At 58.4% G+C, this 15,926-nt stretch carries 9 protein-coding genes, 4 pseudogenes and 1 riboswitch; of the genes and pseudogenes, 4 read left to right on the top strand and 9 right to left on the bottom strand.

The window, feature by feature from the left end; all coding sequences use genetic code 11:
- Window positions 1-37 precede the first annotated feature (37 nt).
- A riboswitch (cobalamin riboswitch) is annotated at window positions 38-234 on the top strand.
- A 101-nt stretch (window positions 235-335) separates the two neighbouring features.
- Window positions 336-2,669 (top strand): annotated as a pseudogene (metE, locus tag V5279_RS07175) (5-methyltetrahydropteroyltriglutamate--homocysteine S-methyltransferase).
- Between the two features lie 839 nt (window positions 2,670-3,508).
- Here metE and istB read toward each other — a convergent pair.
- The 6 genes from istB to V5279_RS07145 all read right to left on the bottom strand — a co-directional run bounded on the left by istB (window position 3,509) and on the right by V5279_RS07145 (window position 8,818).
- Entirely contained in the window at window positions 3,509-4,372 is an 864-nt protein-coding gene (istB, locus tag V5279_RS07170; protein ID WP_166107168.1) for an IS21-like element helper ATPase IstB, read from the bottom strand.
- The gene (gene istA / locus V5279_RS07165) at window positions 4,372-5,871 is read right to left on the bottom strand and encodes an IS21 family transposase (RefSeq protein WP_166309211.1); all 1,500 of its coding nucleotides are present in this window, start codon (window positions 5,869-5,871) and stop codon (window positions 4,372-4,374) included. The genes istB and istA overlap by 1 nt, the downstream gene beginning before the upstream one ends.
- A gap of 72 nt (window positions 5,872-5,943) precedes the next feature.
- Entirely contained in the window at window positions 5,944-7,248 is a 1,305-nt protein-coding gene (gene hemN / locus V5279_RS07160) for an oxygen-independent coproporphyrinogen III oxidase (RefSeq protein ID WP_338701024.1), read from the bottom strand.
- Window positions 7,249-7,800: 552 nt separating this feature from the next.
- Window positions 7,801-8,103, bottom strand: coding sequence for a hemerythrin domain-containing protein (locus V5279_RS07155; RefSeq protein ID WP_338696110.1), 303 nt, complete (start codon window positions 8,101-8,103; stop codon window positions 7,801-7,803).
- Window positions 8,104-8,223: 120 nt separating this feature from the next.
- A complete protein-coding gene (locus tag V5279_RS07150) occupies window positions 8,224-8,400 on the bottom strand; it encodes a helix-turn-helix domain-containing protein (RefSeq protein ID WP_224924784.1) in 177 nt (58 codons plus the stop codon).
- A complete protein-coding gene (locus tag V5279_RS07145; RefSeq protein WP_338696108.1) occupies window positions 8,315-8,818 on the bottom strand; it encodes a cyclic nucleotide-binding domain-containing protein in 504 nt (167 codons plus the stop codon). The genes V5279_RS07150 and V5279_RS07145 overlap by 86 nt, the downstream gene beginning before the upstream one ends.
- Window positions 8,819-9,739: 921 nt before the next feature.
- Between V5279_RS07145 and V5279_RS07140 the strand changes: the two genes are divergently transcribed.
- The 3 genes and pseudogenes from V5279_RS07140 to V5279_RS46990 all read left to right on the top strand — a co-directional run bounded on the left by V5279_RS07140 (window position 9,740) and on the right by V5279_RS46990 (window position 11,744).
- The gene (locus tag V5279_RS07140; protein WP_338696106.1) at window positions 9,740-10,414 is read left to right on the top strand and encodes an EamA family transporter; all 675 of its coding nucleotides are present in this window, start codon (window positions 9,740-9,742) and stop codon (window positions 10,412-10,414) included.
- Window positions 10,415-10,507: 93 nt separating this feature from the next.
- On the top strand, window positions 10,508-10,882 hold the full coding sequence (locus V5279_RS07135; protein ID WP_224924218.1) for a hypothetical protein: 375 nt from the start codon (window positions 10,508-10,510) through the stop codon (window positions 10,880-10,882).
- A pseudogene (locus V5279_RS46990) lies at window positions 10,852-11,744 on the top strand (hypothetical protein). The gene V5279_RS07135 and the pseudogene V5279_RS46990 overlap by 31 nt, the downstream one beginning before the upstream one ends.
- A 637-nt stretch (window positions 11,745-12,381) precedes the next feature.
- Here the strand turns inward: V5279_RS46990 and V5279_RS07125 are convergent.
- The 3 genes and pseudogenes from V5279_RS07125 to V5279_RS07115 form a co-directional block, all read right to left on the bottom strand.
- Window positions 12,382-13,347 (bottom strand): TauD/TfdA dioxygenase family protein, encoded by a 966-nt coding sequence (locus tag V5279_RS07125; RefSeq protein ID WP_166104080.1) that lies wholly within the window; start codon window positions 13,345-13,347, stop codon window positions 12,382-12,384.
- 198 nt (window positions 13,348-13,545) lie between these two features.
- A pseudogene (locus V5279_RS07120) lies at window positions 13,546-14,135 on the bottom strand (helix-turn-helix domain-containing protein); the annotation flags it as partial.
- A gap of 1,245 nt (window positions 14,136-15,380) precedes the next feature.
- Window positions 15,381-15,627: pseudogene (locus V5279_RS07115) on the bottom strand (IS256 family transposase); the annotation flags it as partial.
- Between the last annotated feature and the right edge of the window lie 299 nt (window positions 15,628-15,926).

The raw sequence follows: 15,926 nt of genomic DNA, 5'->3' as shown, positions 1-15,926 counted from the left end.
CAACATGACGCGAGGTTGACGGAATATCCCTTTTGCCGATAATTGAAGGTGTCGAGGTTCTCCGGTCTCATTAGGCCGGAGCTAAGAGGGAAGCCGGTGTCAATTCCGGCGCTGTCCCCGCAACTGTGAGTGGCGAGCTGTCCAACGAAGGCACTGAAGCCTGACGGTTTCGGGAAGACCGGACAGCAGCGCAGAGCCGCGAGCCAGGAGACCTGCCCCGCCACTATCTTCGTCCACCGGCGGGTGTCCCGGTGGTGCGCCAAGCAGCGGTCGCTCGCGCGGCTTCTTCTGCCTGCGTCCGCCATGGCCTTTGCCACCAATATGGGGTTAACGCTATGTCTCTTCTCTCTCTTCCGGTTGCCACACTCGGAACGCCACGCATCGGTCCAAGGCGAGAGCTCAAGGTTGCGCTCGAAAGTTACTGGGCCGGAAAAATCGCCGAACAGCAGTTGCTCGAGGATGCAGCTGGCCTACGTGCCGCAAATTGGGCTCGCCAGAGGTCTCTCGGTGTCACCGTGATCCCATCGAACGATTTCTCGCTGTACGACCAGGTGCTCGACACCAGTGTCATGGTTGGTGCCATCCCAGAAGTCTACGAGACGAATGCCGGATCCATTTCGCTCAAGACATACTTCGCCATGGCACGCGGGGCACAATGCGACGGTCAGGATGGGAGTTGCGGTCACCCGTCGCGTGGATATGGCGCACCCGCGCAGGAGATGACCAAATGGTTCGACACCAACTACCATTACATGGTCCCGGAATTTCACCCGGGGCAGACTTTCAGACTATCCTCTCGCAAACCAATCGAGGAGTACGAGGAAGCCAAGGCCCTTGGCTTTCAGACGCGCCCTGTCCTGATCGGGCCGGTTACATTCTTGAAGCTTGGCAAGAGTGCCGATCTTGCGTTCCAGCCACTGTCACTGCTAGATGACCTGATACCGGTCTATATTGAGCTTTTGAAGGAATTGGCCAAACGCGGGGCAAATTGGGGTCAATTCGACGAACCTTGCCTAGTCCTTGTTCTGGATGAGAGTTCGCGAAAATCCTTGGTACATGCTTATGGCCGGCTCGCAAAGGAAGGGCCGGCCATCAAGATCATGGTTGCAAGCTATTTCGGTGGCCTCTGCGACAATCTGGACGCTGCCCTGCGCCTGCCTGTTGCCGGGCTGCACGTCGATCTGGTTCGCGCGCCAGAGTTATTGAGCCAGATCATTGCGAGCGGCGAGTGACCTCGTCATGTCGCTCGGCGTCATAGACGGTCGGAATGTTTGGCGATCGAATTTGTCGGCGCTCCGCCAGCGACTGGATCCCGCGATTGCGAAGCTTGGTAAGGACCGCGTACAGATCGCCCCATCCTGCTCGCTGCTTCATGTGCCGGTCGATGTTGAACTCGAGACCGGGCTCGCCTCCGACGTCAAGAGCTGGCTTGCTTTCTCGGTTCAGAAGATGCGTGAGCTTGCGACCTTGGCGCGGGCACTCGCAGGCGACCAGAATGTTGCGAAAGCTCTTGCGGAATCGGAGTGTGCCGCAGCCGTCCGCGGGACGTCGCCGAAGATCCGAGATGCCAATGTCGTTGTCCGGCTGAGTGCGATCAACCAGGCCATGCGCCGGCGGGCCAGCCCATTTGCCAGTCGGGCCGAGATCCAACGCAAGCGCTTCGGGCTTCCAGCGTTCTCGACCACGACGATCGGATCGTTTCCTCAGACCTCAGAGGTCCGTAATACCCGGGCGGCGCATGCGCGAGGCGCGATGAGCGACGAGCAATACGACAAGTTCCTCAAGGAAGAGACGGCGCGCGCCGTACGTTGGCAGGAAGACATCGGTCTGGACGTGCTCGTCCATGGCGAGTTTGAGCGCAATGACATGGTGCAGTACTTCGGCGAGCAACTCTCCGGCTTCGCATTTACCAAAAACGGTTGGGTGCAATCCTATGGCTCGCGCTGTGTCCGGCCGCCGATCCTGTTTGGAGATGTCTCACGGCCGAAGCCGATCACGGTGGACTGGTGGCGCTATGCGCAGTCGCTAACCAAAAGGCCGATGAAGGCGATGTTGACCGGACCAGTAACGATCTTGAACTGGTCGTTTGTTCGCGAGGATATTCCCCGAAGCGAAGTCTGCCGTCAGATTGCGCTCGCAATTCGAGATGAAGTCGGCGATCTCGAGAATGCGGGTGCTTCCATGATCCAGATCGATGAGGCTGCACTACGCGAAGGCTTGCCATTGCGTAGTGCGCAGTGGACCGTTTACCTCGAGTGGGCTGGAGATTGCTTCCGCATCTGCTCATCGGGCGTCGCCGAACAAACTCAGATTCATACCCACGTGTGTTACTCAGAATTCAACGACATCATCCATGCGATTGCTGCAATGGACGCAGATGTCATCTCGATTGAGACTTCGCGCTCGAAGATGGAACTGCTCGACGCGTTCAGGAACTACAACTATCCGAACCAAATTGGCCAGGCGTGTACGACATTCATTCCCCACGCGTTCCCGAGACCGGCGAGATGAAGGAGCTCATGGCCTTGGCTCTGAAGCGGCTGCAGCGGTCGCAGCTCTGGGTCAATCCGGACTGTGGCTTGAAGACACGCAAATGGGAGGAGGTTCGCCCGGCACTTGTCAACATGGTCGCTGCGGCCCGCGAACTGCGCGCTGCACCGCTCCAATAGGCCATTGATCCTTGGTCAGGTCTTTCGTCGAGCTGATCGGCTTAAGGAGATCTCGATAGTCCCGGGAGAGCCTTGGTGAATACAAAAGGCCCGGCCGCGTTTAGCGGCCGGGCGGAAGTCGAGTCTGGGAGGAGCGACGCTGCTAGGCATCGCGGCCACTTCCATCGGCAGAGGGAGCACGGCCGACGGATCGATCTCGGCGAGGACATTCGCCGAAAATCTAAGTCCCAGTTAAGGCACAGGATGATCGTAACTCAATTATGCCCTGGTATGCGCCCAATATAGCCAAGGATTAGAAGACTACACCAAGGTTGTTGCTGATGAGGACTGTCTCAACGACTCGCTGAGTCGAGCATGGGTGGGCGATGATGTGGAGCGATCGCCATGGAAGGCAACGAGCCGCAGAACGTGGTGCGCTCTCCTGCCCGCAAACAATACGCTCAATCACCGAGACATATCAAAATCGCGCTCGCAAGGACCTCATCATCACCAATGAAATGAGCAGCTTGAGTTAGGCCAGATTCGGTCGGTCGTTGGTCAAACCGTTGTCGCCCGATTGGAATCCTCGGTTCCAACGAGTGTTTGAAATCTACGTACGGCTCGACGTAGTGGGTGTGACGACGCTTGTAGATAGCTCGGGACCGGATGCCAAATCGGCGTGCTATCAGCCCCGCGATACTCCTAACCAGAAGCCGATTTGGTGATGTTGATCTCCGATCGGAACCGGATCGGGTTGGCTTCGGTTCAAACCGCCCGACTGTGCGTAGCCTCCGACCCAGGGAGGTGCGCGTCGAACGAAGATGCGACGCTCCGGACGAGAAACTCTGCGCCATCGACTGTCAATCGGCGTTCGACTGGGACCCCCTATCGGCATCCAAAAGGGACCCCTTTGATCGGCGTGCTCTGCTGGTAGCGCTCGGGTCGTCGGAGCTGGTCGGGGTTGCGGAGACGGCGCGAGCGCGGGTTGTTTGAACATCGTCGCGGCTTTTGAATCGCCAGCTGTCGTTGCCGGTCTCGACGATGTCGCAGTGATGGGTCAATCGGTCGAGTAGCGCGGTGGTCATTTTGGCATCACCGAACACACTGGGCCATTCGCCGAACGCAAGATTGGTGGTGACAATGATGGAGGTGCGCTCGTAGAGCCGGCTGATGAGATGGAACAGGAGCTGACCGCCGGATTGCGCGAACGGCAGATAGCCCAGCTCGTCGAGAACGATGAAGTCCATGCGGGTCAGATGCTCGGCGAGCCGTCCCTGCCGACCGTTGCGGGTCTCGGTCTCGAGCCGGTTGACGAGGTCGACTACGTTGTAGAAGCGTCCTCTGGCGCCATCGCGGATGCAACTTCTGGCGATGGCAATGGCCAAGTGGGTTTTGCCTGTACCGGTGCCGCCAACCAGCACGACGTTGCGTTGTTGGGCGATGAAGCCGCCGCCAGCGAGATCATTGACGAGAGTCTGATTGATCGGCGTGCCGTCGAACTGGAAGTCGGCGATGTCCTTGGCGAGCGGCAGCTTGGCAATGGTGAGCTGGTATTTGATCGACCTGGCTTGCTTCTCGTTGATCTCGGCGTTGAGCAGGTCGCCGACAATGCGTTGAGGCTCGTGCTGGCGCTTGACGGCAGTTGCCATGATCTCGTCGAAGGCAGCCTTCATGCCGTAGAGCTTAAGTTCGCCCATGAGGTCGAAGATTTGGGTTCGTTCCATCAGATGGTCCTCCGGAGGTTGTCGTAGCGGGCACAATCGGCGATCGGTGCATGACGGAGCGTCAGTGCGGCCGGCGTCATGATGTTGGCCGGTGGGGCGGGTTCACGTTGACGGGCCAGGATATTGAGAACGACATCGGCGGAATGGACGCTGTGACTGAGCGCTTCGGCACAAGCCGCTTCCACCGCGGACAGACCGTCAGTCAGCACCGCGGTGAGGATGTCGACCATCTGCCGATTGCCATCGTCGGTGCTGGCCAGCTTGCGCCGGATCCGCTCGATCGCGGCCGGCAGCACCCAGTCTTTGAAGGGAGCACCGTTGCGCAAGGCGCCGGGTTTGCGGGCGAGCACCGGCACATAATGCCAGGGGTCGTAGACGGTATCGCCGCGGCCAAAGGATCGCGGGTGCTCGGCAACGATACGTCCATCCTGACGGATCACGATGCGATCGGCATAGGCTTGAACCTCGACCGGTCGTCCGACTGCACTGGCTGCGACCGAGTACTTGTTGTTGTCGAAGCGCACCAGGCAGGTCTTCGAGACCGATGCTGTCACCGCATGGAAGCCGTCGAAGCGGCCGGCATAGGGAACGAGTTTGGGGCGTTCGGCTTCGAACACGTCCCAGATCGTCTGATCGACCAGCTCCGGATGGCGATGAGCCTTGGCGTAGGCGATGCACTTGTCGAGCAGCCAGGCGTTTAACTCGTCGAGGTTTTTGAACCGCAGCCGCGGCGTGAAGAAGCGCTCCCGGACCAGCCCGACCTGGTTCTCGACCTGCCCCTTCTCCCAGCCCGACGCTGGCGTACAGGCGACCGGATCGACCAGATAGTGGCTGCACATCTGCAGGAAGCGGCGATTGTAGAGACGGCCTTTACCGACAAAGATCGTCTCCACCGCGGTCTTCATGTTGTCGTAGATGCCGCGGGTGCAGGTGCCTTTGAACAGGGCGAATGCCCGGTCGTGGGCGTCGAACACCATCTCCTGCGTCTCCCGCGGATAGGCCCGCACGAACAGCATGCGACTGTGACAGAGCCGAACATGAGCAGCCTTCACCATCACCGTGGTGCCGCTCAGCAGGACCACCTCGTGGCTCCAGTCGAACTGGTAGGCTTCGCCTGGTGCAAAGCTCAGCGGCACATAAGCCGACGCTGTCGAGGTGCCGCGTTCCTTGGTCCACCGTCGGGCGTATCGACGAACCGCATCATAGCCGCCGGCATAACCCAGGCCGCGGAGTTCCTCGAATAGCCGGATCAGCGTCAGCCGTTCCCGCGCCGCCTTGCTCTCATTCCCTGCCAGCAACCGATCAAGCTCGGCACTCCAGGCACCCATCTTCGGGAGCGGCTGCGTCTCGCGCTCGTACCGGAACTCCGTCGCTTGAGAACGAATGACCTTGCGAACCACCTTCCGCGATACGCCAAGTTCTCGGCAGATCGCCTTGATCGGACGACCATCAACAAAGTAGGCGCGACGGATCTTACCAATCGTCTCCACCACCAGCATCCCAACCTCGGCTTCCATGACTCGATGGAAGCCACTGTGGACCCTTATCCCGGGGTCCCGATTGGATGCCGATCACCCCGAAACGGGGTCCTTATTCCATGCCGAAACACAATCGACCACGGAAAGTCGACCGTCGTCCAGTACGGCAACTCCATCTGCGATCAGGTTGGCGAGTCGAGAACGATCGACGACGGCCAGGCTCGGATCCTTGCCGTAACGACGGCATGTCTCGCAAAGATCGACTGCCAAGCCGCACATGAGTCGCTCGATGATTTCGGCGCGGAAGCGATCGTCGTCGGCCAGCAAATAGCCCTTCATCGTGGCCAGCCGTTCCTCGGCGATGCGAGCAAGGTAGTCCTTTATCGACACAGCGTTCGCGACGAACCCTTGTTGCATCTGGCCAATGGCGCTGGCGCCGAGTCCAAGGAGGGTGTCCGCCGAATCATCCGTATAACCTTGAAAGTTGCGCCTCAACCTGCCTTCCTGCCGTGCCAGGGCGAGATTGTCGTCCGGCAGGGCGAAGTGATCGATGCCGATGCGTACATATCCAGCGTCGACCAAAGCTTGCGCGATCGTTTCCGATTGGAGGTGTCGCTCGACGCTGTCGGGCAGAGTGGATCCATCGATCTTGCGTTGATGCTTCTTAAGGAAAGGAACGTGCGCGTAGCCAAACACCGAGAACCGATCCGGATGCAGTGCGAGGCATTTGGAGAGAGTGTCGAGGCAGGAAACGACGGTCTGCTGGGGCAGCCCATAGAGCAGGTCGAAATTAATCCGGCCGATGCCGGCGCGGTGTAGACGATCGACCGATACTGCGGTCTGTTCGAAGCTCTGCAGACGGCCAATGGCCCGTTGAACAACCGGATCGAGGCTTTGGACACCTAGGCTCGCCCTGTTGACCCCGCAATAGCCTAGCGCCTCGGCCATCGGCTCGGTCAATATGCGTGGATCGATCTCTACGGCGATCTCGGCATCAGGCAAAATTGCGAACGAATAGCGCAACGAGGCGACCAGATCAGCAAACGTTTCAGGTGTCATGATCGTCGGCGTGCCGCCGCCGAAGTGGACATGGGAGACCGGTTGTCGTCGACCGATGGTTTCTCCAATGAGGTAGGCTTCAGTTCGCAGTGCGGTTGCATAGGTCGCGAGCGGCTCCTGGCGTTTCATGACAGATGTGTGGCAGCCGCAGTACCAGCACATGCTTCGGCAAAATGGCACGTGCACGTAAATCGAGGCGGACTGCTGGCCGCCTAACGACTTGAGCCACGCTTGATAGTCGGATTCGCTAACTGACGCCGAGAAATGGGGAGCCGTCGGATAGCTGGTGTAGCGTGGCAGGGAGTGCTGCCCGTAGGATTTTGCCAAGTCGGGTCGCATTCTTCTTCTCTGGGTCCAAATCGCAGTTACGCCGGATAGGTTTTTACGCTGCGTCAGTTTAATGGTGGCTGATGGCAGTGGCGAGTCTGAAGCCAAATTGGTAGGGCATGCCCACGGCGTATATCGTCCCTGGATCGCGATGAGCGGTGATGCCGCAGCAATGGGCGGCATGCAAGCCAGTTCTCGTTTTGATCCAATTGCATGAGCGAAGGGAGAAAGTATTCCTCTCCCGAAGGATACTAGCCGTCCCTCGTGAGGCCATGTAGCGGGCTGCTGGCCATTCCGGAGGAAAGAGCGACCGAACTCCGTTCGGCTTCAGCTTCTTGCTCCAATTCTAGGATATGCGCTCTTAGCGCATCGGAGGTCGCCCTTGCTGCTTCGCTGAATAGGGGATCACCATGATCGGTGAGAGCAGAAGCGATGTCGGACCAATCCTGAGGGGATAGAGCCAGAACGGCGGCGGGAAATAAATCTCGTTCTTCCAACATCATGTGGTGCCGCTCGCGTACGATAAAGTCGCGTACGGTATTGCCGACGTCTTGCCGAACGAGTTCACGATCCGCGAGGACCCATCAATAGCTTGAACGGCGTGGTGCAGACGGTCGACGACTTCCTGGTGTTCATGTGCGAGATTGCCGACATCGCATCCGGATCGCGAGTCTCGAGCTTTGAGAAAATCAAGTCTTCTTGAGGATGATGGTACATCGCCGGGTAAACCTCGAAGTAGCTGAGGATCGCGCGAATGACCTCATAGTCCGGACGGGTCCCATGCTCGAAAACCTCCAATTCGCGTTGGAGGAAAGTCAGAAGAAGATCAATATTGCGATGCTCTCGAAGCAACAGATCGATGGTCATTGCAGGCTCCATGGAGGAACAAGGTAGCAGGTCGCTCGAGCTAAGGGTCAGTGTCCTTCACGGCGCCGCAATTGTTCGCGCTGTTCTTGCAGAATTCGCATTTTCGCCGCGGCTTGCGACTTAACCCAAGTTCTGCGCATAGCGGCTGGATAATCTGCCGTCACGCAACTCGACTCGGCGTGAGGTTGGTAGGGCAATAACGCCATTCTGCTCAAGTTGGGTAAAGGCGTACGACACCGTCTCGATGGTCAAACCAAGGTAATCGGCAACATCCTGCCGTGACATGGGAAGTTCGATCGCAGCGTTCTTGGTAGCGCGGCGAGACATATCGAGCAGAAAGGCCATCACCCGATCTTCTGCGCTGCCGATCAGGAGCATTGAATGTTGCTTGAAAGAGGCGGAGCTCCAGCGCCATACCGTCCCACGGCTGTCGCGTGAGCTCCCTCTCGTGACTGGCGCGAACAATGACGGCGGAGCGCTTCACCATCAGCAGATGCGTCTCACAGATCGCCTCGGCCGAAGAGATATGGCTTTCTCTGGCCTCGAAGCCGAAGATGTCACCGGGCAGATAAAATGCACCGATCTGACGGCGTCCGTCCTCCAGAATCTTGTAGGTTCGCACAGCACCTGACACCACCTGATACAGGTATTCAGCTGCCTCATCCTCGCCGTAGATCTCGCTGTTGCGAGTGAACCGCATCGGTGCCGCAATCATACCAAACGGACCACAACCATGCGGCTGCCTGCGCAAGACGCTAGTCGGATGTCGGCTGATCTCGTGAGAAGGTGCGGCCAGGCGGAAGCGCAATGCCTTAGAATGTGGCAAGTCGATATCGATCGAAAATCACCGGAGAGCGGCAAGGCCAGCCGTTGAGCCGGATCAATATGTCACCCGAGCCAAGTTCTCGGGCTCACGCGTGCGCGCGTATCCGATCATACCAAGCTCGTCGTCCAGGTGGACCTGGCGTAACCGATGAGGGGAGCCGCCAATATGCGCGTTGTTCACAGCGGCGGCCGGCCGGTGGCTGGAGAAGGATTATTGGCCAGGTCATCCTAAGGCGGAGAGCCGAAATCGGCCGTGGACGAAGGTGCCGGATCCGCCCATCACCAGCAGGTCGAAGCTTTGGTGCGCCGCGAGCGACAGGAGGGTGCGCCCCGCTGACCGGGATGCCGGGAGTGAAACGACCTTTTGCAGCAAGGCCGACTTTGTACTGCCCCAAATGCTCCGTAGAACTTTCCGCCGGAAGCCTGTTTGGAGCGGCGATCGCGACAATGGTGAGGACGTCAGCTTCGCGCAGCAGCGGCATCGCGTCGTGCAACGCGCGGGCCGCGCGACGGCTGCCGTCCCAGCAAATCCCGATTCGCCAGGCCGAAACGGGCCGTGGAAGATGCATGGCAGGCGGGCGATCGGCAAGTCGCTTCGCTCTAGGAGTTCTCTTTGTGGCGCTTTATGTCGTCGTGAGCGCCGCAGGGGAGGTTTATGCCGCGTCGTATTTTCAGCAAGCAGACGTGTTCGTCGCTCTGCTGCTGTCCTTTGCTGCGGTTTGTCTAATGTTCAATCTCCTAGCTCGCCACGAGGGAGGCGAGGCGCGGCTGACGAAGCGCTCGCTCCCGGTGCTTTGTCTCGCTCAATGTCGTGACCGCGATAAGCTGGATCGGCTTGTTCATCGGTCTCAAATATGCAGAACCGGCGATCGTCGTCGCGTTCATGGTGGCGTTAGGGCCCACAGCAACAGTGTGGTTAAATGCACTGATCAGGCGACAGGGCGTCCCTCCAGCATCCGATGTTGTCGTGAGCGTTACGATCGCGGCGATTGGATGCTACATGATTTGGATCTCGGCTAGCGGCAACGCGGGCATGGAGTGGGGGACTCGATCGTCCTTTGGCATCGTCTTGGCAATCGTGGCCGGTCTCTCGCTGGCCCTCACAAATATTCTCGTCAAGTTACTCTTCGACCGTGGGTTTTCTGTACGGCAAGTGCTGGCCCATCGGTTTTACGCAACCATTCTGCTGCTGCTGGGACTGGCTGACTATTCCTCTCTCGTGCTTGAGATCTCGCAGCATTGGCTTGCAATCGCGACGATTGGGCTGTCGACGATCATCGTTCCTTTGCTCTTGATCCAAGCGGGCATTCGCCGCGTAGAGCCGTTCACAGTCAACATGGTCCTGTCCACGGCTCCTATCATCACCTTTCTGTTCCAGTACTGCGATTCTCGCATCGTGCCCTCCTCACATACGTTCGTTGGAAACGTGCTCATTACGGCTGTCGCCTCGGGCAACATCTACTTGCAGTATCGGAGATCCGCATGAAGGAACGCAGTTGCGTAATCGTGGACGCATACTCGACCGGTCGATGACCTACCGGAGGAGTTTGAATGTTATGAAATTGGAACGGTGCACGTGATGTCTGCTGCGCAAATTCCTGCGATCTTTCAACCGCATTTCAATGCAGATCTGTATGATGAAGTCACTCGTCCGCCCGAGCAAATGTCTAATGAGGAGATCGTTGAATTTCATGCTCAGGTCCTCCGCGGCAGGAAGCTGGAGTTTGTTATCGCAGGGTGCGAAACCGGTGTTGAGCTCGCCAACTTGCTGTCGGAGCGGCTAGGCTTACCTTCAAATGGGACGGCGCTGTCAGCCGCCCGACGTGACAAAGCGCGTTTGGCTGACGCGCTGGGCGCTGCAGGCGTGCGATCGATCAGGCAGGTCGTGTATACAGCTGCGCTGCCGGGTTCGAGTTTGAATTTATGCTGTTCAAGGAGAACGCAGACACGATAGAAGAGAAGCCCTTTGACAAATGGGTTCCGTTAACGCGTGGTCCATTCGGTTACTCGATTGCGCGCTCTGTCGCACACCAGGAGCTGTTCGGGGAGATCTTGGCGCTTTGTGACAAGGCCAGAATACCTCTTATCGCGCTGCACTTTGAAACGGGGCCTGGCGTCATTGAAGCGTCACTTCATTATTGTGATGCGCTGGAGGCCGCGGATCGAGCATCGCATTCAAATCGATGATAAAGGCGTGGGCGCAAACGCGGGGCATGATGGCCACTTTCATGGCCAAGGTTTCTGAGAAATGGCCCGGCCGGTCCGGACATATTCACATCTCAGTTGCGTCCGACGGTGACAATGCGTTCCACGACCGCGACAGGTTCCGCAGTATCTCAAAACAGATGAGTCAATTCATTGGCAGACAGCTGAAATACATGAGTGATTTCTGTGTGCTCGCCGCGCCGAACTTCAATAGCTACAAGCGGTTGGTGCCCGGCTGCTGGGCTCCAGCCTGTCCAATAGGCGCGGACATGAACCCATATCTCGCGCTCTCGTGCGCGATCGGTTCAGGCATTCTGGGAATCGAAGAAGATGCTGCATTGCGGGCTTCGATCGTCGGTGATGCAAGCGAGAAAACCTGCCATACTTCCGCTGACTTCCGCAAAGCTTATCAGAGGCGACATACCGGTTTGCACGGTCTCCAGTCGCCAGGGATGTCTTTGGAGACATGTTTGTTGAAGCCTTTTCTTGCTCGCGCCGTTGGGAATGGGAATCCGTTCAACATCGTGTTACCGACTTTGAACGTCAGCGGTGCTTCGAGATCACCTAGCGTAAGCTCCATGCTGCTCCAATGGTTCGTGATGTCGGCTTGACCTCGGATCCTTGTCAGGATGCACAGCGCCTTGCAAGCCCGCGGGCCCGAGCGTATCGGCGATCGGCATCACCAACCGCACGTTTCCGGCTGTTCGATCGGCCATTCTGTTCCAGTTCGTCAGCTCCTCGAAAGCGAACCTTCTTACCATTCGAACCTCGGCTCAAGAGGTCGATGCTGCCTATAACCGAACGTCGCGAATCTGGGATGTCCGCTCCGGAAATAGGCTACCGGCGAGAGCTTTATGGTCTTCAGTTGGATAAGCGGTGCTGGCTCGCCAGGAATTCCAACGGAGTACTCCGGCAGAGAGGGGGACAAAACTCTATTCAAGCAGGCCGTGAGCGCCACCAGAACAAACCATGCGGAGATGAAAGCGAAGATTGAGCTGACGCGCGCAAGCGGGCCGGCTGCAAAGGTCGCCGGCACAACACGTGCGTCATCGACGCAATGGTGTAAGTCGGGTCATCATCTGCTCCAACTGTACCGGCAAAGGCTCCGATTTGGAGCTCGAGCGATCCATACGGCAACTTTTCACGGTGACTACTCTGGGAACAACGACGTATGGGGCGCGTGCGCTGGACCTCAGACGATTTCAGCGGGAGCAGTCAACCAGTGGGACTCAGCGGGAACAGCTCCGTTCAGCCAGGCTCGCTCGATTGTCCAGCTTGGAGCATGATGGGCGGTATCGAGGGCGGCTGCTTGGTGATCTTGAGCCGCGTTATGCTGCGCCTGCCGTCGACGCTTACGGGCACGTCGCCATCGATCGTGGCCCGGCGCATGACGCGATGCTGATCGCCATAATCGTTGACCGCGTAGTGCAACGTTGCGCAGTTGTCCCATATCGCGACGTCGCCCTCCGTCCAGTTCCAACGCACGGTGTTCTCGGCTGCAGTGATATGATATTGGAATAAGTCGAACAGTTTCTGACCGTCATATTTGGGAATGTCGACAAAACGCTGTACCAACGCGCCGAGCAATAGCGTGCGTTCACTGGTCTCGGGGTGGACGCGGACGAGAGGATGCTCGGTCTCAAAGATGGTTCTGGTGAAGACATCGTCAAAATGCTTCTTGTCGACTTCGCGGACACGGGCCATTCCGGCATAATCGAAGAGGTTGCTGTGAACGGCCCAGAGGCCGTCGGCAAGCCGTTGTAGCGGAGGCGGCAGATCGAGATACGCGGCTGCTGTATTCGACCACAGCGTATCGCCGCCGAACGATGGGATTACAACGGCTCGTAGAACCAGAATCTTCGGATATGCGTCGGCAAAGGTCCCATCTGCGTGCCATATGTCAGCGCGACCTCCGCCGCGGGTGGAGTCGAGCTCAAGGAGCGACGCAGTTCCGTTGGCAGCACCGAGCATCGGGTGCGGTACCAGCTTTCCGAACCGAGCTGCAAAGCGCTCCTGCCCAGCATCATCAAGATGGCTCTGGTTACGGAAGAAGATCACCTTGTGCTCGAGTAACAGACCACTGATCGCAGCGATGATCTGGGTCGGCAAATCGCCCGTGAGCCTCAGATCTTTGATTTCGGCGCCGATGCGCGCTGCCCGTTTCACAACGTTGCCGCGCGGAATGACATCATCGATCAAAGGTGTTGCACTCATCGTGACATATCTCCCACGTCTGGTCGTCGCTTCCTCGTCCCAGCCAGTGAATGATCCACAGCAAGCATTGTGCCAGGCGAAGGGACCGCGCCCCAGGCGGCCATGCACGACACGGACACTAAAGGATTGGAATATTTGGCGCGAGCCGGCCAGGGACTGAGCTCAGGCGCAACTATGCCGCTTCTAATCGTGGCTCTAGCCGGGCAAGGCGCGGCCGTTGAGCAACTTCGGATGCTCCAAGGCGTGGATCTGAGCGCTTCTCGTCCACGCATAGCGCCTTCGCTGGCGGGGCGACGTAAAGGCCGACTACATCGGCGGCTTTGGCCGCAACGTTCGGGTCATTGCTCTCCCACCAGACTGGCGAGCCGCGAGGTCAATCTTGTGGTTGTGCAGGGGCCGCCAGACATATTGGACATCAACATCGCCCAGCGCCTCGGCCAGCAGAGGGCGGGTGGTCCAGCGCGCAAACCCTTGCGCGGGGCGCCTTATCCAGCAGCTTGAGAATCCGCTTGTCGGTCGTCTTCGTATAGATCGCAGCTTGCCGGGCCGCGGCTTGTCTTGCAGCCCTTCAAGACGTTGCTCAGCATAGCGATGCCGCCAAAGGCTGACAATCCGCGGCTAGACCCCAACTTCCTTGGCGATCGACCGGGGGCCGCGTCCGGCCGCCGCCAACAGAAGTATCCGCGCTCGCTTCAAATCACGCTGCAATGTCACCGGTGAGGGGCAACAGGTTTCAGGCACTTGCGATCTTTCCTCGAAAAGCGCACTTCTCTTGCTTCGGGTATTATCTCGCTTGAATCACGACTCTCGTTCCACGAAAAGTGGGTGCTAGGGTGAGCAGGCGTTGATCGAGGCGGGTGTGGAGAGCCTTTCGTTCGGGCAGCACAAGAAAGCCTGTTCAATCGAGATCGCGCAGAGTCATCGAGGGGAATACACCTCAGTTGATAAGCGGTCCAATCGACATGTGAAAGCGGCAGTCGTGACGCCGTCACGGCGACTTCAACGCCTCGTCGATCCAGTTCCGCGGCATCCTTGTAAGCAGATCAACGTCCCCGGGTGTGCCAAGATACTGTGCTCCAACGGTTTCACGGCCGATTGGCCCGGCCGGCTTTGCCGGAGCTTGCGCTCGCCACGCCGGGCCGCGGCAGAAACGGTTGTCAAGAGTCCAAGCCGCGCCGAGCGTCGAAGCTTCTATGGGTGTACCGCGCAAGGCGGAAGCGCGCTGTTTGGAGCTTGGAGGGCCTGCGAGAAGAAGGGAGGCGGGCCGTTGTCCAAGACGCTGCAAATCTGCTACTGGCGGAGCGAAGAGCGGCATGATGAGGGCGCGCTGCGCGGTTTACGGAATGTGGAGCGCGTCATGGTCGAGTAGGTTGCAGCTTGGAACAGCAGCGGCGACACGAAGCACGCCGGGTGGAGAATTGTGGACACACGATGGGAGGTTGGCAAAGTTGGCTGGGATTGAAAAAGAGACGCCGAGAGTAGCGTGACACCATGGTCTGGCCTTATTTGAGGCGGAAGTCGCCGGTCAAAAGTGCAGGTGCTATATTGGGAAAGGCGGAATATGTCGAATGAGCGGAAAAGCATTGTCTGCGCAGGACAGATCTTGGTTGATGGCAGTCCAATGCGCTGCAAGGTCCGCCACCTCACGGCATCCTCCGCAATCGTTCAGACGCCTGACGCGCGTTTCATGCCCGCAACCTTTGGGCTGCGCGTTCTAAGCGCGGACATCGATACGATATGCCAGGTAGTTTGGCGTGATGCGCGCCGACTTGGCGTGACATTTTTGAGTTAGTCGACAACAGTTGCCCAGACGCATCACCGTCCTGAACTCGGACCCTATTGAGTTGTAGGTTTGCAGGACACTTCGACTTGATTTCGGCCGGTGCCGCCGCATGAGGCGCATCGAATCGCTCCTGAAGAGCAAGCGTCAACCACGGAGTGAAAGACCTGAAGACAATTTGAGCTGGACGTGCGGAGCCTTCATCGACCACGCGTCGACGGTCACTCTCCTGCGTAACTGTGAGTACGACAGATATCCGCGAGCAGCGCACCGCTACCGAGCCGATGCCAGTTATGATCTCTCGCTCGGGCAGATGGCCGTGGCGCACCAGCCGTTGGCGGCCATCATCGGTAACCTGCGGCGTGCCTGCCGAGCAAAGCCGCCACTTCGGCCTCCACGGCCTCCATCAGCAGCGCTCGCGCGCCGTTGCGAAAAACCTCGGTAAGCGGGTCCGCGAAACTTCCTGGCTGGGAAAATTGAAAACCGTTAGTGTCGGTCACGGCGTATCTTCCTTCGATGGAAACTGGAGGCTTCGAACACCACCACGATACGCCGCCTTACCTCTTCATGCTGTCACCAACTTTCGCCCATAGCCCATCCGGTCGATCCACTTGGATGACCTTATCGAATCATCGATTCAGCAATTGTCCAGAAACCTGTTCAGCCTCTTCAACGCCTCCGGGATGCGACCTGTCAATAGGTTCCGTCGTATTTGTTTCGGCTGGCGGAGACGCAGGACTTTCGGAAAGGAGTGCGCCTTTTGGAGGTCAAGGACTTCATTCCAACAAAGGTGTACCTA

The organism is Bradyrhizobium sp. 26S5 (assembly GCF_036923295.1).
Classification (GTDB): domain Bacteria; phylum Pseudomonadota; class Alphaproteobacteria; order Rhizobiales; family Xanthobacteraceae; genus Bradyrhizobium; species Bradyrhizobium septentrionale.
Note: the sequence above shows the minus strand (reverse complement) of the source record. Positions and strands in the feature narration are given on the sequence as shown.